Consider the following 18290-nt stretch of genomic DNA (forward strand, 5'->3'; position numbering starts at 1 on the left):
CACGCACCTTCACAACCGGCTTCGCACCGATGACCCGTCCGCTTCTGCTGCTCGCCCTGCTGTCCCTGCCGCTGGCCGGCTTCGCTTCCAGCTTCGCCGGCACCTCGGCCGGTTCCGCCACCGGCGCATCGTCGGGCTCTTCGGCCAGCAGTTCGGGCGATGACAAGGTGGTGCAGGCTGCACGTGATGATGCCGCTGCATTCGTTGCCAGCGACGGCCAGATCCGCGGTGCGCGCCTGCAGGCCGCGCTGGTCCATCTGCGCGAGCAGAGCACCGCCGCACAGCAGCAGAGCGATCTGGAGCTGGCCCGCGCGCTGCTGGCGCGCTGATCCAGGCGGCATGACCTCCGCGTCATCGCTTTCTGTAGAGCCGAGCCATGCTCGGCTGAGCGCCAGGCGCAGATGGGCAGTTACAGCAGCCACGCATGGCGTGGCTCTACTGCTGATCGCCCACGCCGCGCATGCAGCCGATCGCCTTCAGCTCGACCCGGCAGGGCTGAACCCTGCACAGCAGCAGCTCGCCAGCCAGACCCTGGCCGACGTGCGGGCGCTGCTGCCGGATGGCCTGCTGGCTGCATTGCCGGCGCGGGTCCAGGTGCGCTGGAGCGATGACCTGCCGGCCGATGTACACGGCCGCGCTTTCGCCGGGCACATCGCCCTGCGTCGCGAGCTGCTGGATGATGCCGTGCCCGGCGCCCGCCGCGCGCGGCGCAGCGCCCTGGTGCATGAGCTGACCCATGTTGCAGACCGTAGCGGCGCGAACTGGTCGCGCAGTGCACGCTGGCGTGATCTGGCTGGGTGGCAGCGCAAGCCCTGGCATCTGGGCCGTGGTCACAACGACTTTCGTGACCGTAGTCCGGACACCTATGAATTGAAGGACCCGGCCGAATATCTGGCCGTGAACGCCGAGCATTTCGTGCTCGATGCCGAGTTTGCCTGCCGTCGCCCGGCGCTGGCGCAGTGGTTCCTGGCGCATTTCGGATCACCTCCGTCGCTGCCGAAATCCCATTGCGCCACCGCGCTGCCGTTGCTGCAGGCCGATGCGGAAGAGGGCGCTGCGTCATTGCTGCAGCTCGATCCCTCCCGTGTCTACGCGGTGGACTACCTGTTCGCCGAAGGCAGCGCGCAGCCGATGAGCCGCTGGGGCCACAGCATGTTGCGGCTGGTGATCTGCCGGCCCGGCCGCGCTCCGGGGCCGGACTGCCGCCTGGACCTGGAGTACCACCGCGTGCTTTCGTTCCGCGCGTTCGTCGGCGACGTGCAGATTTCCAACTGGCGCGGACTGACTGGCGGCTATCCCTCGCGGCTGTTCGTGTTGCCGCTGCAGCAGGTGGTGGACGAATACACCAAGGTCGAACTGCGCGGCCTGCAGTCGTTGCCGCTGCAGCTGCAACGCGACGAGATCGCCAGCCTGCTCGAGCGCACCGCGCAGGTGCACTGGAGCTATGACGGGCGCTACTACTTTGTCAGCAACAACTGCGCGGTGGAAACCGCCAAGCTGCTGCAGGCGGGCGTGCCGCGCCTTGGGCGGGCCGGTCTGGCCCAGCTGAGCCCGCGCGGGTTGAAGCGCCGCCTGGCGCGGTTGCAGGTGCTTGACGAGCAGGTGATGGCGGATCGCAGCGCCGCGCAGGCGCAGGGCTACTACTTCGCCTCGGCACGCGACCACTACCAGCAGTTGTTCGATGTGGCGGCTTCGCAGCTGGACCTGCCGGTGCGCGACGTGCGCGGCTGGCTGAAGCTGCCCGCGCATCAACGTGCGCCCTGGTTGCTGCAGGGCGACCTGCGCGCCAGCGCCGGGCTGCTGTTGCTGGAGCAGGCCGCGCAACGCCGCGCCGAACTGCGCGCGCGTGACGCGCTGAAGCGGCAGCTGCTGGCCGCACCAGGCAGCAGCGAATCCCGCAATCTGCACGGGCTGCTGGAACAGAGCGGGCAGTGGTTACGTCCCGGCACGTTGCTGCGGGATGGCGGCTATGGACTGCCGTTGGCCGATGAGCAGGCGGTACTGGCCGGGGCAGTGGCCACCGCCAGTGCGCAGGCAGTCCCTGCATGGCGGGCATTGCGCGTGCAGCTGCGCCAGGCGCTGCCAGCGCCGCAGCGCGAGGAAATGGACGCGATCGATGCCAATCTCGCCAGGCTCGGCGCGCACCTGCGCGAACAGGCCGCGCTACCGGTTACTGGCGCGGAAGCTCAATGACGAAGCGGCTGCCGCCGGCACTGCCGGGCGTGCAGTAGACGCGGCCGCCATGTGCATCGGCGATGGCCTTGACCACCGCCAGGCCCAGTCCGCTGCCGCCGCCCTGGCGCGAGCGCGAGCCATCGGCGCGCATGAACGGAGTGAAGATATCGGTATGGAGTTCCGGGTCGATGCCCGGACCTTCGTCTTCGATTGCCACCTGCACGTGTCCGGGCGTGTCATGCACGGCAATCCTCACCTTGCCCGGGCTGGCGTAGCGGCGCGCGTTTTCCAGCAGCGCCAGCAGCGCCTGGCGCAGCCGGGTCGGGTCACAGTGCGCGTTGTGTTCCTCGCGGCTGGTTTCCAGCTCCAGCACGAAGCCGGCGGCGCGGAACTGCGGGTCGACCAGGGTCATCACCGAGTGCACCTCGGCGACCACGTCGGTGCGTGCGCGGCGCACGTCCAGCCGTGCATTGTCGGACAGGCTGAGTACGCGCAGATCCTCGATCAGCCGCGACAGGCCCTCGACCTGCGCGAGCAGGCTGCGGAACTGTGACTGGTCGGGCTGGAACACGCCCTCGGCCAGGCCCTGCAGGCGACCGCGCAGGATTGTTACCGGGGTCCGCAGTTCATGGGCGATGGCCGCATGCCACATCGCACGCTCGCTCTCCATGTGCTGCAGGCGGCGCGCCATCGCATTGAAATCCTCGACCAGGGTCGCCACCTCGCCCGGCGAATTCTCTTCGACGCTGGCACGTGCCCCCAGGTCGCCGCCAGCGAGCGCGCGCACGCTGTCCACCAGTGAATTCAGGGGTGACAGGATGCGATGGGCGAGACGGAACGAGGCGGCGATGGCCAGCGCCAGGCCGGTCAGGATCACGCCGACCATCCACGCCAGCTCCGGCCCGGTCGGCAGCCAGCCTTCCGGTTCCTCGGTGCTGCCGGGGAAAAACTCGACCAGCACCGCATACAGCAACCATGACGACAGGATCATCATCACGATCACGCCGATCACCATCAGCGACATCGAGACGATGATGTGCCGGCTGAGCCCGGATCGGCGCAGGCGGCCCATCAGCGGTCGGCCATCAACCGGTAGCCGACACCCCGCACGCTGGCCGGTACGTTGACCATGCCGACTTCGTCCAGCTTGCGGCGAAGCTTGCTGACATGGCTGTCGACGGTGCGTTCCAGTGCCTCGCTTTCTGGCAGGCATTCGTGCATCAGTTCGCTGCGGCTGAAGATGCGTGTCGGCGCCAGCGCCATGCAGTGCAGCAGCTTGAACTCGGTAAGGGTGAGCAGTACTTCATGGCTGTAGCCATCGCCTTCGACGTGCACGGCGTGGGTGGCCGAGTCGATCAGCAACGGGCCCGCGCGCAGCGCCGTCGGCGTGTCCACGCGTGAGGCACGCAGCGTACGCCGCAGTACCGCACGCACGCGCGCGGCAACTTCGGCCGGATTGAATGGCTTGACCACATAGTCGTCGGCGCCCATGCGCAGCGCGGTCAGCTTGTCCAGGTCCTGGTCCAGCGCGGTCAGCATGATCACCGGCGTTTCGCCGCGCTGGCGCAGCTGGGTCAGCACGCTCCAGCCATCCAGTCGCGGCAGCTGTACGTCGAGCAGGACCAGGTCGGGGCGGGCGCTGCGGTGCAGGTCCAGTGCGCTGTGGCCATCGGCGGCGCGCAGGGTACGCAGTCCTTCGCGTTCCAGGTAGGCGGTAAGAATATCGGCGATCTCGGCCTCATCCTCGACGATCAGGACGAGGGCGGCGAGGGCGGGGGAGGCATGCATGCAGGGGCGGGGCCTTAAGGTGCTTGCCTCCATCGTATCTCCACAGTTCCTCCATCGAAACCCCATCATCGCCCCGCAGACTGCACGCTTCAGAACCTATCAGCCGCCTGCGCGGCATTGTGCACAGCAATGAGAACCTTCAGGACTCCGGTCGCGTTGATCGCGGCCCTCGCCCTGGCCATGACGGCCTGCTCCACCCCCGAAGCCACGCCCGAAGCCACACCGCGTGTCAGCGTGGTCACCGTCGGCCCGCAGGTGGTACAACGCGATGACGAACTGCCCGGCCGCGTGGCTGCCGTGCGCACCGCGCAGATCCGTGCCCAGGTGGGCGGCATCGTGCAGCGCCGCTTGTTTGACCAGGGCGCGGAAGTGAGCGCCGGCCAGGCGCTGTTCCAGATCGATCCGGCGGCATTCCGTGCCGACGTGGATTCGGCACTGGCAGCCCTTCAGCGCAGTGAAGCGGCGCTGGGCCGCAGCCGCGTGCAGTCGCAGCGCCTGCACGCACTGGCGGCCGCGCAGGCAGTCAGCCAACAGCACCGCGACGATGCCAGTGCCGAGTACGAACAGGCACGCGCTGCGGTGAACGAGGCGCGCGCGATCCTGGCCCGCCGCCAGCTCGACCTGCGCTATGCCACGGTCAGTGCACCGATTGCCGGCCGCATCGACCAGGCGCTGGTGACCGAGGGCGCACTGGTCGGCGTGGCCGATGCCGAGCCGATGGCGGTGGTGCAGCAGATCGATCAGGTCTACGTCGATGTGCGCCAGCCGGCGGCCCAGCTGGAGTCGCTGCAGCGCAGTGCCGGTGGTGGCGAACTGCCGGTGACCATCATTGGTGCAGCGGGCAAGCCACTGACCGAACGCGGCCAGCTGCTGTTTTCCGGTATCAATGTCGACACGCGCACCGGCGATGTGATCCTGCGCATCCTGGTCGACAACCCCCAGCGCCAGCTGCTGCCGGGGATGTACGTGCGTGCGAAGGTGCCGCGCGGTGCACCGGCCAGCGCATTGACCGTGCCGCAGCAGGCCGTGCTGCGCAGCGCCGGCGGCCAGGCCTATGCCTGGGTGATCGCGGGCGATGGCAAGGCGGTGATCCGCACGCTGGAGGTCGACGGCAGCGTCGATCGCCAGTGGCTGGTGCGCACTGGCCTCAAGGCGGGTGAGAAGGTGGTGGTCGAGGGCCAGGAACGCCTGCAGGAAGGCGTGGTGGTCGATGCGCGCGACTGGCAGCTGCCGGTCGCAGGCGCCGGTGCCGTGCAGGCCGGCAGCAAGGGCTGAGCCTGTTCCGGGCCGGTCCCTCCAGGAAAATCCAACATGGCACGTTTCTTCATCGATCGCCCGGTGTTCGCCTGGGTGCTGGCGATCTTCATCATCCTGGCTGGCGTACTGGCGATCCCACGGCTGGCCGTGGAGCGCTATCCGGCGGTGGCGCCGCCCAGCGTCAGCATCTACGCCAGCTACCCCGGTGCCAGCCCGCAGACGCTGAATGATGCGGTGGTCGGCCTGATCGAGCGCGAGCTGTCCAGCGTCAAGCACCTGCTGTACTTCGAATCGTCGGTGGACACCTCCGGCGAAGCGTCGATCACTGCCACCTTCAAGCCCGGCACCAATCCGGAGCTGGCGCAGGTGGACGTGCAGAACCGGATCAAGGCGATCGAACCGCGCCTGCCGCGCAGCGTGCGCCAGAACGGCCTGTTCGTGGAGGCCGCCGATTCCGGCTTCCTGATGCTGGTGGGCCTGCGTTCGCCCGATGCCAGCGTCAGCGAGGCCGCGCTGGGCGACTTCATGGCACGCAACATCATCGAAGAGCTGCGCCGCATCGATGGCGTCGGCCGCGTGCAGTTGTTCGGTGCCGAACAGGCGATGCGTGTGTGGCTGGACCCGACGCGATTGACCGGCTACGGCCTGACCATGGGCGACGTGGCGGCCGCCATCGAGCAGCAGAACCTGGAAATCTCGCCAGGACGCATCGGCGATTCGCCGGGCGTGCCGGGCCAGCGCATCACCGTGCCGTTGAGCGCCGATGGCCAATTGTCGACCCCTGAACAGTTTGCGGCCATCGTGCTGCGCGCCGGGACCGACGGCTCACGAGTGCTGCTGGGTGATGTCGCCCGCGTCGAACTGGGCGCGCAGAGCTATGCCTGGGGTACCCGCGAGGATGGCCATCCCGCCACCGCCGCCGGCGTGCAGCTGCGCCCCGGCGAGAATGCCGTGCGGACCGCATCCGCAGTGCGCGAACGCATGGCCGAACTGGCGCCGCTGCTGCCGCGTGGGGTGGAGTCGAGCATTCCGTTCGACACCGCACCCTTCGTGAAGATCTCGATCCAGAAGGTGGTGCAGACGCTGCTGGAAGCGATGCTGCTGGTGTTCGCGGTGATGTACCTGTTCCTGCAGAACTGGCGTTACACGCTGATCCCGGCGCTGGTCGCGCCGATCGCGCTGCTGGGCACCTTTGCAGTGATGCTGGCACTGGGCTTTTCGATCAACGTGCTGACCATGTTCGGCATGGTGCTGGCGATCGGCATCATCGTTGACGATGCGATCGTGGTGGTCGAAGGCGTGGAACGGATCATGGCCGAGGAAGGACTGCCACCCCGCGAGGCCACCATCAAGGCGATGCGTGAGCTGACCGGCGCGGTGATCGGCATCACCCTGGTGCTGACCGCGGTCTTCATTCCAATGGCATTCGCCAGCGGTTCGGTGGGCGCGATCTACCGCCAGTTCACCGTGGCGATGGCGGTGTCGATCCTGTTCTCGGCGTTGCTGGCACTCAGCTTGACGCCGGCGTTGTGCGCGACCCTGCTGCGCCCCAGCACCCATGGTCATCATGGTCGTGGTGGGTTGTTCGGCGCGTTCAATCGCGGTTTCGAGAAGATGACCGGGCGCTACCAGCGTGGCGTGGCCTCGGTGCTGCAGCGCAGTGGGCGGGTGATGGGCGTGTTCGCTGCCCTGGTGGCGGCCCTGCTGCTGGGCCTGCACTGGCTGCCGGGCGCGTTCCTGCCGGAAGAGGACCAGGGCTACTTCATGACCTCGATCCAGCTGCCGGCCGAAGCGACAGCCGAACGCACGCTGGCGGTGGTCGAAGCCTATGAACGGCACGTGGCCTCGCGCCCGGGCATTGCTTCCAACCAGTCCATCCTCGGCTACAGCTTCTCAGGCTCCGGCCCGAGCGCGGCGCTGACCTACACCATGCTGAAGGACTGGGGCGAGCGTGCAGGCGCCACTGCGGCTGGTGAGGTGGAGGCCGCGCAGAAGGCGATGGCCACGCTGGCCGAGGGCGAGGTGATGAGTGTGATGCCGCCGGCGATCGACAGCCTGGGGCGTTCTTCCGGCTTCTCGCTGGCCCTGCAGGCACGTACCGGGCAGAGCCAGGCGGAGCTGCGCGCGGCGTTGCAGCAGCTGCTGAAGCTGGCCGAGGCCAGCCCGTTGCTGTCGGAGGTGCACGCCGATGGCCTGCCTGCGGGCACCAGCGTGCGGCTGGACATCGACCGCGCCAAGGCCGAGGCGATGGGCGTGGGCTTCGAGCACATCAGCAGCACGCTGTCGGCAGCAATGGGCTCGCAGTACGTCAACGACTTCCCCAACAAGGGGCGCCTGCAGCAGGTGATCCTGCAGGCCGATGCGCCGCACCGGATGGAGCTGGAAGACGTGCTGAAGCTTTACGTGCGCAACAGCGAAGGCGGCATGGTCGCGCTGTCCGAGCTCGTCACCCCGCACTGGACGGAAGCGCCGCTGCAGCTGCAGCGCTATCTGGGCTTCCCGGCATTGAACCTGTCCGGTGCACCGGCCTCCGGCGTATCGACCGGCCAGGCGATGGCGGAGATGGAGCGGTTGGCCGAAGCGCTGCCGTCCGGCTTCGCCCTGCAGTGGACCAGCCAGTCGCTGCAGGAGCGTGAGTCGGGGGCGCAGGCACCATGGCTGCTGATGCTGTCGATGCTGGTGGTGTTCCTGGTACTGGCGGCGCTGTACGAGAGCTGGTCGATTCCGCTGGCGGTGATGCTGGTGGTGCCGCTGGGCCTGCTCGGCGCGGTCGCGGCGGTGTTGTTGCGTGGCATGCCCAACGACGTGTTCTTCAAGGTCGGCATGATCACCGTGATCGGGCTGTCGGCGAAGAACGCGATCCTCATCGTCGAGTTCGCGCGCCAGCTGCAGCAGCAGGGCCGCGGCCTGGTGGAAGCGGCCCTGGAGGCGGCGCGGCTGCGCCTGCGGCCGATCGTGATGACCTCGCTGGCGTTCGCGCTGGGCGTGGTGCCGCTGATGCTGGCGCAGGGCGCGTCGAAGGAAACCCAGCAGGCGATTGGAACCGGTGTGTTCGGCGGCATGGTCAGCGCGACCGTGCTGGCGGTGTTCTTCGTGCCGGTCTTCTATGTAGTGGTGCAGGGCGCGCGGCAGTGGATCGCGCAACGCCTGCGCAGGCGCCGGCCGATGCCGGAAGGATCCGTGGATGGAACGGAACATCGTTGAAGACCTGCATGAGGTGCAGCTGGCGGCGCTGGAACAGCGCCTGTGCCAGGCGTTGCTGGAGGATGACCACGCGGCAATGGCCGCGCTGGTATCGCCTGCGCTGTTCATGATGGATGGCAGCGGAGGCCGCACGCTGGATCTGCCCTGGCTGGGTGATTGGCTGGCGGGCAACCTGCAGGTGTGCGGCCTGCAGCTGCAGGCGGCGGAAACGCTGCTGTGCGGTCGCCTGGCGTTGTTGTCCAGCGACGTGCGCCTGTCGGTGCGCCAACAGGGCCGTGAGCACGAACTGGAACTGCGCCTGCTGCGGGTGTGGACCTGTAGTTCCGGCGATAGCGGCGCACAGCTGCTGTCGATGGCGGTACTGGCCGCATGAGTGCGGTCAGGCCGCTTTCAGGCCCCGCTCACCGGCAGATGGTAGGGTCGAGCCTCTCTGTAGTGTCGACAAGGAGTCGAGCCATGCGTGTAGTTCCCAGTCTGTTGGCAGCCTCCCTCGGGTTGGTGCTGGCCGCGTGCCAGCCGGCCCAGGCACCCGCTGCAAGCGGCAATGACACCCCGCCTGCCACGCCGCAGCCGAACACCAGCGCCGTGGGTGGCAACGAGACCGCCTACCAGTGTGGTGATCTGAACGTGCGCGCGACCTTCAATGGCGAGGATGCGGCCACTGTAGTGATCGGCGAACGTACCTTCGCCATGACCTCCGAACGCGCGGCATCCGGCGCCAAATATGGCGATGGCCAGGGCAACAGCTTCTGGACCAAGGGCAGCGATGACGGCCTGCTGAGCCTGAAGGGCGAAGCAGACCGTGAGTGCCACGCGGTGGAGGCTGCCGAAGGCGATGGCAGTGCCGGCAATGCCGCGTTCCGTGCCACCGGCAATGAGCCCGGCTGGCTTGCGGTCGTTGATGGCGACGCGCCTGGCCTGCAGGTGGAAGTCGACTATGGCGAGCGTCGCTTCGACGTGGCCAAGCCCACCGAAGGTGCTGACGGTTGGAGTGGCAAGGCGTCCGATGGCACCGACGTCAAGCTCAGCTTCCAGCGCACCACCTGCCAGGACGACATGAGTGGCGAGGCGTTCGAGGCCAAGGTGATGCTGACTGTCGGTACGCGCCAGTACCACGGATGCGGCAATTTCGGCGCGAAGTAACGCGTGGTTCCGCCGGAGGGTAGCGCCGGGCCATGCCCGGCGTTGCCTTCCGCGGCCGCTCCGCTCGCCGGGCATGGCCCGGCGCTACCGCCTGATGATGCATTCGATGCACGGGATCGAGCGCGGCCACGCCCGGCGTTCTTCGTTCAGCCCTCGCAGGGCTTCAGGTCCAGCTCGAACACCAGATCGTAGCGGCCGTTGATCGCGATCAGCGCTTCGCGGATCGCACAGTCACCGCGATGACGCGTGACCAGATCGGTGAAGATCTTCTCGCGGCCCTCGCAGTACTGGGCGCTGGCTTCTTCCAGCTCGCGGCGACGCTCGTCGTCGTACGCCTCTTCACCGGCGAAGTGCTGGCAGGTGTTCTCGCGCGCGAGGAAGGCCTGCACGTCGGCCGGCATCCGGCAATAGATGCGCACGTCGTCGACGTCATACACGTCGGTAGGAACCGGGCAGCCTGCGGCTGCACGTGCCTTGTCCAGCGCCTCATCGCCAGAGGACGGGTCGGTAGAGGACTCGGCTTCGGAGGTGGCCTCGACGGCGGCGGGTGCCTCCATCGGCTGAGCGACGGTCACCGCCGGTTCGGCCGGCGCGGCTTTCGGCGCAGCATCGGCATCGGCAGCGCTGTCCGCTGCCTGCGGCGAGCACGCCGCAAGCAGGGACAGGCAGCCGATCAGCGCGAGGCGCTTAGTCGGCACGGCCGGCGAATTCGCCGGTGGCGGTGTTCACCAGCACGCGCTCGCCGTTGACGATGTACTCCGGCACCATGATCTCGATGCCGGTGTTGAGCTTGGCCGGCTTCGGGCGCTTGGTGGCGGTGCCGCCCTTCAGTTCCGGCGGGGTCTCGATCACTTCCAGCACCACCGAAGCAGGCAGCTGGATCGCCACCGGCTGCTCGTCGATGACCTGCACGTAGATGCCGGTCAGGCCGTCGGTGATGTAGCCGGCGTCGTCGCCGATCACGTCCGCGTCCAGGGTGTAGGGGGTGTAGTCCTCGTCATCGAGGAACACGAAGGCATCGCCGTCCTTGTACGAATAGGTGGACTGGCGGCGCAGCAGTTCGACCTCGACCAGGTTGTCGTCGGCATCGAAGCTGGCGTCGAGCTTGTTGCCGCCCGGCACGCTGTACATGATGAAGCGGAAGCGGACGTTGCCGCCGCGACCCTGCGGCGAGCTGCGCTCGATGTCGCGGATCTGGTACACGCCGTTGTTGTACTCGACGACGTTGCCCTTCTTGATGTCGTTGGCTTTCATGGTGATCTAGGTCGTTGGGGGAGGGCGCCGTCCCGGCGCCCGGGGGGAATCACTTCGGAGCGAGGCGGGTAGCGCCGTCCAGGCGGATGGTCTCGCCGTTGAGGTAGGTGTTGCCGAGGATGAAGCCGACCAGGCTGGCGAAGTCTTCCGGCTTGCCCAGGCGCGACGGGAACGGAATCGAGGCGGCCAGCGACTGCTGCACGGCCTCGGGCATGCCGTCGACCATCGGCGTCCAGAACACGCCAGGCGCAATCGTATTGACGCGGATGCCGAAGCGCGACAGTTCACGCGCCATCGGCAGCGTCATCGAGACCACGCCGCCCTTGCTGGCCGCATAGGCAGCCTGTCCGATCTGGCCTTCATAGGCGGCGATGCTGGCGGTGTTGATGATCACGCCGCGCTCGCCGTCGGTGCCGGCTTCGTTGTGCTGCATGCGGTTGGCCGCGGCCTTGGCGACGTTGAAGCTGCCGACCAGGTTGACCATCACCGTGCCCTGGAAACCGGCCAGCGGCATCGGGCCCTCTTTGCCCAGCACGCGACCGGCGCCGAGGATGCCGGCACAGTTCATCGCCACGTTGAGGCCGCCGAGGAAATCGTGGGCCTGGTCGATGGCCGCGGTCACCGCCGCCTCATCGCTGACGTTGACGTTGAAGTAGCGGGCCTTGTCGGCGCCCAGTCCGGCAACGGCGGCAGCGCCCTTGTCGTCGTTGAGGTCGAACAGGGCCACCTTGCCGCCCTGGGCGACGAGGTGCTGGGCCACGGCCAGGCCGAGGCCGGAGACGCCGCCAGTGATCACGGCACGTACGGAAGACAGCTGCATTGAACGGTCCTGCAGGTTCGAGAACCGCCGATTCTAACGGAAGCCGGGACCGTCGCCGTTGTGCACTGCGCCGCCCGGCAAGGGCGGCGCAGTGCCACCATCAACCGGCGGCGGCCAGCGCCTGGCCGGTGCGGCTGGCAGTGGCGCGGCCAAGCAGGCCGGCCAGCCAGCGCCCGGTCTCGGCCAGGGCCGGCAGGTCCACGCCGCTGTCCAGGCCCAGGCCCTGCAGCAGATAGACCACGTCCTCGCTGGCGACGTTGCCGCTGGCACCCTTCGCATACGGGCAGCCACCGGCGCCCGATACCGCGCTGTCGACCACGCGCACGCCTTCTTCCAGGCAGGTGGCGATGTTGGCGATGGCCTGGCCGTAGGTGTCGTGGAAGTGCACGGCCAGTGCCGTCATCGGAATCTCGGCCGCCACCGCCTGCAGCATCGCCCGTGCCTTGCGCGGGGTGCCGACGCCGATGGTGTCGCCCAGCGAGATTTCGTAACAGCCCATCTGGTGCAGGGCGCGTGCAACACGCACCACGTCGGCCAGCGGCACTTCGCCCTGGTAGGGGCAGCCGAGCACGGTCGAGACGTAGCCGCGCACGCGCACGCCATCGGCGGCGGCGCGGCGCAGGATCGGTTCGAAGCGGGCCAGCGATTCATCGATGCCGGCATTGGTGTTGGTGCGGTTGAACGCCTCGGAGGCGGCGGTGAACACCGCCACTTCCTCCACGCCTACCGCACGGGCACGGTCGTAGCCCTGTTCGTTCGGTACCAGCACCGGGTAGTGGATGCCGGGCCGGCGCTGGATGCCGGCGTAGACCTCGGCGGCATCGGCCAGCTGAGGGATCCACTTCGGGCTGACGAAGCTGGTCGCTTCGATGCTGCGCAGGCCGGTGGCCGACAGGCGGTTGATCAGTTCGATCTTGTCGGCGGTGGATACCGACTGCTTTTCGTTCTGCAGGCCGTCACGCGGGCCGACCTCGACGATGCGGACGTAGTCGCTCATGCGGTTGCCCCATCGGCAGGGCGGTGGCAGACCGCCTCGATGTTGTTGCCGTCGGGGTCGAGCACGAAGGCACCGTAGTAATCCGGGTGGTACCACGGGCGCAGGCCCGGGGCGCCGTTGTCGCGGCCACCGGCGGCAAGCGCTGCAGCATGGAAGGCATCCACCTGGGCGCGGCTGGCGCAGGCGAAGGCCACGTGCACGCCGTGGCTGGCAGTGCCGCCATTGCCAAGCCAGAAGAACGGCTTGCCGTCGCTGCCGAAGCCGATGTGGTCGTGGGCGCCGGTCTGTTCGGCGGTCACTTCCATCACCACGCCGATCTGCAGTGGCGCCAGTGCCTGCAGGAAGAAGGTCTTGCTGCGCGCCAGGTCGGCGCTGGTCAAACCAAGATGATCGAGCATGTTCAGGCTTCCGTGACCCAGTGGGGTGCGCGCTTGTCGAGGAAGGCGCCCAGGCCTTCCTGGCCCTCGGCGGACACCCGCAGGCGCGCGATCAGGGCGGCATTATCGCGATCCAGGGTGTCGCGGTCATGGCTGTCGCGGACCTGGCGCACCAGCTGCTTGGCGGTGGACGAGGCGATCGGGCCGGCCTTGTCGAGCAGGGCCAGCTGGCGTTGCACGGCCTCCTCCAGGCGTTCGGGCTCGACCAGCTGGTGGACCAGGCCGATGCGCAGCGCGGTGTCGGCGTCGAAATGCTCGCCGGTGGCGAACCAGCGGCGGGCCTGGCGGGGGCCGATGGCCTCGATCACATAGGGCGAGATCACCGCCGGCAGCAGGCCGAGGCGGCTTTCGGTCAGGCCGAAGCGGGCGGAGGTGCTGGCGATGGCGATGTCGCAGCAGGCGACCAGGCCGACGCCGCCGCCGAAGGCCGCGCCATGCACCCGGGCCAGGGTCGGCTTGGGCAGCTCGTCCAGGGTGCGCATCAGCCGGGCCAGGGCCAGTGAATCCTCACGGTTGTCGGCCTCGCTGGCGGCGGCCATGCCACGCATCCACTGCATGTCGGCACCGGCCGAGAAGGAGGCGCCGTGGCCGGCCAGTACCACCGCGCGCACCGAATCATCGCGGCCGGCGGCCTCAAGTGCAGCGGTCAGACGGGCGATCAGCCCGGCGTCAAAGGCGTTGTGCAGCTCCGGCCGGTTCAGCCAGAGGGTGAGGGCGGCGCCGCTGCGCTCGATCTGCAAAGCATCGTTCATGGGATTCCAGGGTCACTCCATACCTGTATGGATCATAGCGGGCCATTGGTCATGGGCCATGACGCGACGCGGGAATGTTAGAATCGAGAACCATTTACATCCAGCAGAGAATACGCTAGATGACGCTGTCCGAACTGCCGCTGCACACCTCGGCCGTGGTCGAGTCCGTGCAGGACCTGCATGCCAACGATGCCATCGCCCGTCGCCTGCGCGAGCTGGGTTTCGTGAAGGGCGAGGAAGTACGCCTGGTGGCCAAGGGTCCGGTGGGGGGCGAACCGCTGCTGGTGCAGGTCGGGTTCACCCGGTTCGCGCTGCGGATCAGTGAAGCCAAGCGCGTCGTGGTCGACGCCGCCAGCCAGGAACGACGTGCATGACCGCCACTGCCACTACCGCCCCGCTGCGTATCGCGCTGGTCGGTAATCCCAACAGCGGCAAGACCGCACTGTTCAACCAGCTTACCGGCAGCCGGCAGAAGGTCGCCAATTACACCGGCGTCACCGTCGAGCGCAAGGAAGGCCGCCTGCGTGCGCCGTCCGGCCGCGAATTCGCCGTACTCGATCTGCCCGGTGCCTACAGCCTGCAACCGGCCAGCCTGGATGAAGCGATCACCCGCGACCTGTGCCGGGGCTTCTACCCGGGCGAAGCCGCGCCGGATGTGCTGCTGTGCGTGATCGACGCCACCAACCTGCGCCTGCACCTGCGTTTCGCGCTGGAGTTGCGCGAGCTGGGCAAGCCGATGGTGGTGGCGCTGAACATGGTCGATGCGGCGCAGCGCCGCGGCATCCAGGTGGACGTGGCCGCGCTGGAGCGCGAGCTGGGCGTGCCGGTGGTGGAGACCGTGGCGGTGCGCAAGCAGGGCGCCAAGGCCCTGGTCGAGCGCCTGGACGCGATGGTGCCGCACCTGGATGCCCCTGTGCCGGGCCCGGAAGGCGGCATCGACTACCACGCCAAGGTGCGCCAGATCCTCTCGGTGGCCGTGCGCATGCCGGCACGTACCGCGAAGATCGATGACGCGCTGGACCGCTGGCTGCTGCACCCGGTGTTCGGCCTGATCAGCCTGGCGGTGGTGATGTTCCTGATCTTCCAGGCGGTGTACGCCTGGGCCACGCCGCTGATGGATGGCATCGAGGCCGGCTTTGCCTGGCTCGGCCAGTTCGTCGGCAGCGTGCTGCCGGAAGGCCCGTTGGCCAGCCTGCTGACCGACGGCATCATCGCCGGCGTCGGTGGCGTGGTGGTGTTCCTGCCGCAGATCCTGATCCTGTTCTTCTTCATCCTGGTGCTGGAGGAATCCGGCTACCTGCCGCGCGCGGCGTTCCTGCTGGACCGCATGATGGCCGCTGCCGGCCTGTCTGGCCGCTCGTTCATCCCGCTGCTGTCCAGCTTCGCCTGCGCAGTGCCGGGCATCATGTCCACCCGCAGCATCCAGGACCCGCGTGACCGGCTGGCCACGATCCTGGTGGCGCCGCTGATGACCTGTTCGGCGCGCCTGCCGGTGTACGCACTGCTGATCGGTGCGTTCATTCCGCAGAAGACGGTTTGGGGCGTGTTCAACCAGCAGGGCCTGGTGCTGTTCGGCCTGTACGCCGCCGGCATCCTCAGCGCGCTGGCGATGTCGTGGATCATGAAGAAGTGGCGCCGCGACAAGAGCGAGCACCCGCTGATGCTGGAGCTGCCGTCGTACCGCCTGCCGCACGTGCGCGACCTGGCGGTGGGCCTGTACGAGCGCGGCATGATCTTCCTCAAGCGCGTCGGCGGCATCATCCTGGCGCTGACCATCCTGCTGTGGGTGCTGCTGTCGTTCCCGGCCGCCCCGGCCGGCGCCACCATGCCGGCCATCGACTACAGCTACGCCGGCCAGATCGGCCATGCGATGGCGGTGTTCTTCGCGCCGCTGGGCTTCAACTGGCAGATCTGCATCGCGCTGATTCCCGGCCTGGCCGCGCGCGAAGTGGCGGTGGCCTCGTTGGCCACGGTGTACGCGCTGTCTGCGGCCGATGACGATGCCGCCAGCCAGGCGCTGACCCCGCTGATCAGCGACGGCTGGTCGCTGGCCACCGCGCTTTCGCTGCTGGTCTGGTACATCTACGCGCCGATGTGCATCTCGACGCTGGCCACCATCAAGCGCGAGACCAACTCGTGGAAGCAGATGGCGTTCGCCGCGTTCTACCTGTTCGCGGCGGCCTACGTGGCCGCGCTGATCACCTACCAGGTGACCAGGGCGCTGGGAGGCGGCTGATGGATACCGGCCTGCTGCTGCAGTACCTGATCATCGCGGTGGCCGTGCTGGTCAGTGCCTGGGTGGTGCTGAAGAAGCAGTTCCCCGGCACCGTGCGCAAGCTGCGCGGGGCGCTGGCGCTGGCCCTGCTGAAGCCAGGCCGCGCCGCCTGGCTGCAGGCGCTGGGGCGGAAGATCGCGCCGCCAGCGACGGGCGGCGGTGGCGCCTGTGGTGGCTGCGACAGCTGCGGGCCGACTCCGCCGAAGCAGCACTGACGCTGCTTTTCCTGCCCTGGTGGGTGCGAACCTTGGTTCGCACGCTTGCGGGGCCCATCCACGCATGGCGTGGATCTGCTGGGCTGTGGCGCATGGCGTGGATCTACGCAGCCCGTGACCCGAGCTCTGCCGCCAGCGCCAGCCACTTGCTGCGTTGCGCCTGCGAACTGCTGCGCACCGCGCCCAGGCGGCTGATCCGCACCGGGCGGATGCCGCAGAATTCCAGGATGGTCGCGCGAATCTGGGTGATGCCCGGATCGCGGTAGATCCAGCGGTAGTACCAGGGCGGTGTATCCAGCGTGGTGATCACCCGTGCGCTGCGCCCGGCCAGCAGCCGGTCCCACCACACCGAATCGCGCCGGTAGCGGAAGGCGTACCCCGGCAGCAGCACGCGGTCGAAGAAGCCCTTCAGCAGGGCCGGCATCGCGCCCCACCACGTGGGGTAGACCAGTACCAGATGATCGCAGGCCTCGATCGCATCCGCAGCGTCCTGCAGGTCGGCTTCAAGCGGCTGGATCTGGCGATAGCCGTGCCGCAACACCGGGTCGAATTCGAGCTCGCCCAGTGCGATCAGGCGTACCTGATGGCCTGCGTTCTCGGCGGCGGTGGCGTAGCGCTGGGCGAGGGCGCCGCACAGGCTGTCGCGGTCGGGATGGCCCAGCAGGATCAGGATGGAACGGGACACGGGAACCTCGGGCAGTGGAAAGTGCGCGAGGGTGCGGCCTGCCCCTGGGGCAGAGTCAAACCCCGGTGGTGCAGCCGCTGGGTTCCAGCACGCAGTCGCCGCTTCCGGAGTGCAGCCACTGCTGCAGTTCGTCGCTGACCTGTCGCAGGGCGAGTTCGACCTGTTCCAGTCGTGCCCGTTCGCTGGCGATGTGGCTGCGCTGCTGCTCCAGCAAGGCCAGTACCGCGGGCCAGTCGAGCCGCCCATCGGGGCCCTGCAGGCGGGAGATCGCTGCCAGCGTGATGCCCAGCGCCAACGCTTGGCGGATCAGCTGCACCCAGGCCACGTCCTGTTCGCTGTAGTCGCGATAGCGGTTCACGCGTGGCACCGGCGGCAGCAGCCCGCGTGCCTCGTACAGGCGGATGGCCTTGGCGCTGGCGCCGGTCAGGCGACTGACTTCGGAAATGCGCATCGGCTCAGTCCCGCACCAGTCCGCCGTCCACCACCAGGTTCTGGCCGGTCACCGCGCGCGACCACGGGCTGGCGAAGAACAATGCAGCATCGGCGAATTCGGCCGGGGTAGTGACGCTGCGCAGCGGCGTGTTGGCCGCGATGTAGTCGAACACCGCTTCGGGTGTGGCGGCGCTGGCATCGGTGGTGCGCAGCAGTCCGCCGGACAGCATGTTCACGGTGATCCCGTGCGGGCCGAGGTCGCCGGCCAGGGTGCGGGTCAGCGACAGCAGCGCGGCCTTGGCCGCAGTGTAGTCGTGGTAGGGCACCACCGGGTTCTGGAACAGGTTGGTGCCGACGTTGATGACGCGGCCGAAACGCCGGGCCTGCATGCCGGGCAGGGCAGCCTGCACGGTGTTCAGTGCGCCGCGCACGCTGCCTTCGAACTGGGCCTGGAAGGCCGGCCAGCCGATGTCTGCGGCGTTGTCGCGGGCATCGCCATTGAACGAGAACGCCGCCAGCGCGTTGTTGACCACGGTTGTCACGCCCTGCCCGAAGTGGGCCAGTGCCTGCTGCAGCATCGCATCGACCTGGGCGCGGTCGGTGACGTCGGCCGGCAGTGCGATCGCCTGTCCGCCGAGCTCGGCAGCCAGGGCACGTGCGGCGCCTTCGCTGCGGTGGTAGTTGACGATGACGCGCGCGCCCTGTGCGGCGAAGGCGCGGGCGATGTGCTGGCCAAGTCCGCGCCCGGCACCGGTGACCAGCACCAGCTGTTCGCTGATCTGCATGAGGGAGCTGCCATCCATTGCATGAAAGGGCATGCAGCGTAGCAGCGATGGCGCTTGCCGGAGCGGGCGTG

The 18290-nt window shown here is 68.2% G+C and carries 20 protein-coding genes; 9 read left to right on the top strand and 11 right to left on the bottom strand.

The window, feature by feature from the left end; translation table 11 throughout:
- Positions 1 to 29 precede the first annotated feature (29 nt).
- Together QP552_RS09675 and QP552_RS09680 are read left to right on the top strand one after the other, a co-directional pair.
- Positions 30 to 329: a DUF2388 domain-containing protein gene (locus QP552_RS09675; protein WP_111113400.1), complete on the top strand. Its 300-nt coding sequence runs from the start codon at positions 30 to 32 to the stop codon at positions 327 to 329.
- Between the two features lie 100 nt (positions 330 to 429).
- The gene (locus QP552_RS09680; protein WP_286075762.1) at positions 430 to 2193 is read left to right on the top strand and encodes a DUF4105 domain-containing protein; all 1764 of its coding nucleotides are present in this window, start codon (positions 430 to 432) and stop codon (positions 2191 to 2193) included.
- Here QP552_RS09680 and QP552_RS09685 read toward each other — a convergent pair.
- Both QP552_RS09685 and QP552_RS09690 read right to left on the bottom strand, forming a co-directional pair.
- Positions 2171 to 3247, bottom strand: a complete 1077-nt coding sequence (locus QP552_RS09685) for an ATP-binding protein (protein WP_106550422.1) — start codon at positions 3245 to 3247, stop codon at positions 2171 to 2173. The genes QP552_RS09680 and QP552_RS09685 overlap by 23 nt on opposite strands.
- Positions 3247 to 3963, bottom strand: coding sequence for a response regulator (locus QP552_RS09690; RefSeq protein WP_180848859.1), 717 nt, complete (start codon positions 3961 to 3963; stop codon positions 3247 to 3249). Before QP552_RS09690 ends, QP552_RS09685 begins: the two co-directional genes overlap by 1 nt.
- Before the next feature lie 129 nt (positions 3964 to 4092).
- On the opposite strand from QP552_RS09690, the gene QP552_RS09695 reads away from it, so the two are divergent.
- The 4 genes from QP552_RS09695 (at position 4093) to QP552_RS09710 (ending at position 9567) form a co-directional block, all read left to right on the top strand.
- Complete coding sequence (locus tag QP552_RS09695; protein ID WP_286075764.1) at positions 4093 to 5238, top strand: efflux RND transporter periplasmic adaptor subunit; 1146 nt, start codon at positions 4093 to 4095, stop codon at positions 5236 to 5238.
- Between the two features lie 36 nt (positions 5239 to 5274).
- Positions 5275 to 8424, top strand: coding sequence for a multidrug efflux RND transporter permease subunit (locus QP552_RS09700; protein WP_286075765.1), 3150 nt, complete (start codon positions 5275 to 5277; stop codon positions 8422 to 8424).
- Entirely contained in the window at positions 8405 to 8797 is a 393-nt protein-coding gene (locus tag QP552_RS09705) for a nuclear transport factor 2 family protein (protein ID WP_111113405.1), read from the top strand. Before QP552_RS09700 ends, QP552_RS09705 begins: the two co-directional genes overlap by 20 nt.
- An 83-nt stretch (positions 8798 to 8880) precedes the next feature.
- On the top strand, positions 8881 to 9567 hold the full coding sequence (locus tag QP552_RS09710) for an MliC family protein (RefSeq protein ID WP_111113406.1): 687 nt from the start codon (positions 8881 to 8883) through the stop codon (positions 9565 to 9567).
- A gap of 146 nt (positions 9568 to 9713) precedes the next feature.
- On the opposite strand, the gene QP552_RS09715 is transcribed toward QP552_RS09710, so the two are convergent.
- From QP552_RS09715 to QP552_RS09740, 6 genes are all read right to left on the bottom strand, one after another.
- Complete coding sequence (locus QP552_RS09715; RefSeq protein WP_286075766.1) at positions 9714 to 10265, bottom strand: hypothetical protein; 552 nt, start codon at positions 10263 to 10265, stop codon at positions 9714 to 9716.
- Positions 10255 to 10821 (bottom strand): elongation factor P-like protein YeiP, encoded by a 567-nt coding sequence (gene yeiP, locus QP552_RS09720; RefSeq protein ID WP_005409468.1) that lies wholly within the window; start codon positions 10819 to 10821, stop codon positions 10255 to 10257. The genes QP552_RS09715 and yeiP overlap by 11 nt, the downstream gene beginning before the upstream one ends.
- Before the next feature lie 49 nt (positions 10822 to 10870).
- Positions 10871 to 11641 (bottom strand): SDR family oxidoreductase, encoded by a 771-nt coding sequence (locus QP552_RS09725; RefSeq protein ID WP_111113408.1) that lies wholly within the window; start codon positions 11639 to 11641, stop codon positions 10871 to 10873.
- A 100-nt stretch (positions 11642 to 11741) separates the two neighbouring features.
- The gene (locus QP552_RS09730; protein ID WP_106550414.1) at positions 11742 to 12638 is read right to left on the bottom strand and encodes a hydroxymethylglutaryl-CoA lyase; all 897 of its coding nucleotides are present in this window, start codon (positions 12636 to 12638) and stop codon (positions 11742 to 11744) included.
- Positions 12635 to 13036 (bottom strand): VOC family protein, encoded by a 402-nt coding sequence (locus QP552_RS09735; RefSeq protein ID WP_053442944.1) that lies wholly within the window; start codon positions 13034 to 13036, stop codon positions 12635 to 12637. The genes QP552_RS09730 and QP552_RS09735 overlap by 4 nt, the downstream gene beginning before the upstream one ends.
- 2 nt (positions 13037 to 13038) lie before the next feature.
- Positions 13039 to 13827 (bottom strand): enoyl-CoA hydratase/isomerase family protein, encoded by a 789-nt coding sequence (locus tag QP552_RS09740; RefSeq protein ID WP_111113409.1) that lies wholly within the window; start codon positions 13825 to 13827, stop codon positions 13039 to 13041.
- 119 nt (positions 13828 to 13946) lie between these two features.
- On the opposite strand from QP552_RS09740, the gene QP552_RS09745 reads away from it, so the two are divergent.
- From QP552_RS09745 to QP552_RS09755, 3 genes are read left to right on the top strand one after another with little or no spacing between them, the layout of a single operon-like run.
- Complete coding sequence (locus QP552_RS09745) at positions 13947 to 14201, top strand: FeoA family protein (RefSeq protein WP_005409473.1); 255 nt, start codon at positions 13947 to 13949, stop codon at positions 14199 to 14201.
- Entirely contained in the window at positions 14198 to 16063 is a 1866-nt protein-coding gene (locus QP552_RS09750; RefSeq protein ID WP_111113410.1) for a ferrous iron transporter B, read from the top strand. Before QP552_RS09745 ends, QP552_RS09750 begins: the two co-directional genes overlap by 4 nt.
- The gene (locus tag QP552_RS09755) at positions 16063 to 16317 is read left to right on the top strand and encodes a DUF6587 family protein (RefSeq protein ID WP_111113411.1); all 255 of its coding nucleotides are present in this window, start codon (positions 16063 to 16065) and stop codon (positions 16315 to 16317) included. Before QP552_RS09750 ends, QP552_RS09755 begins: the two co-directional genes overlap by 1 nt.
- A gap of 103 nt (positions 16318 to 16420) precedes the next feature.
- On the opposite strand, the gene QP552_RS09760 is transcribed toward QP552_RS09755, so the two are convergent.
- The 3 genes from QP552_RS09760 to QP552_RS09770 are packed head-to-tail and all read right to left on the bottom strand — an operon-like array spanning position 16421 to position 18237.
- Positions 16421 to 17002: an NAD(P)H-dependent oxidoreductase gene (locus QP552_RS09760; protein WP_286075767.1), complete on the bottom strand. Its 582-nt coding sequence runs from the start codon at positions 17000 to 17002 to the stop codon at positions 16421 to 16423.
- Positions 17003 to 17057: 55 nt separating this feature from the next.
- Positions 17058 to 17453 (bottom strand): MerR family transcriptional regulator, encoded by a 396-nt coding sequence (locus tag QP552_RS09765; protein WP_106550409.1) that lies wholly within the window; start codon positions 17451 to 17453, stop codon positions 17058 to 17060.
- A gap of 4 nt (positions 17454 to 17457) precedes the next feature.
- Entirely contained in the window at positions 17458 to 18237 is a 780-nt protein-coding gene (locus QP552_RS09770) for a 3-oxoacyl-ACP reductase (RefSeq protein WP_286075924.1), read from the bottom strand.
- Positions 18238 to 18290 lie beyond the last annotated feature (53 nt).

The sequence above is a fragment of the Stenotrophomonas sp. 59 genome (assembly GCF_030291095.1).
Lineage (GTDB): Bacteria > Pseudomonadota > Gammaproteobacteria > Xanthomonadales > Xanthomonadaceae > Stenotrophomonas > Stenotrophomonas maltophilia_Q.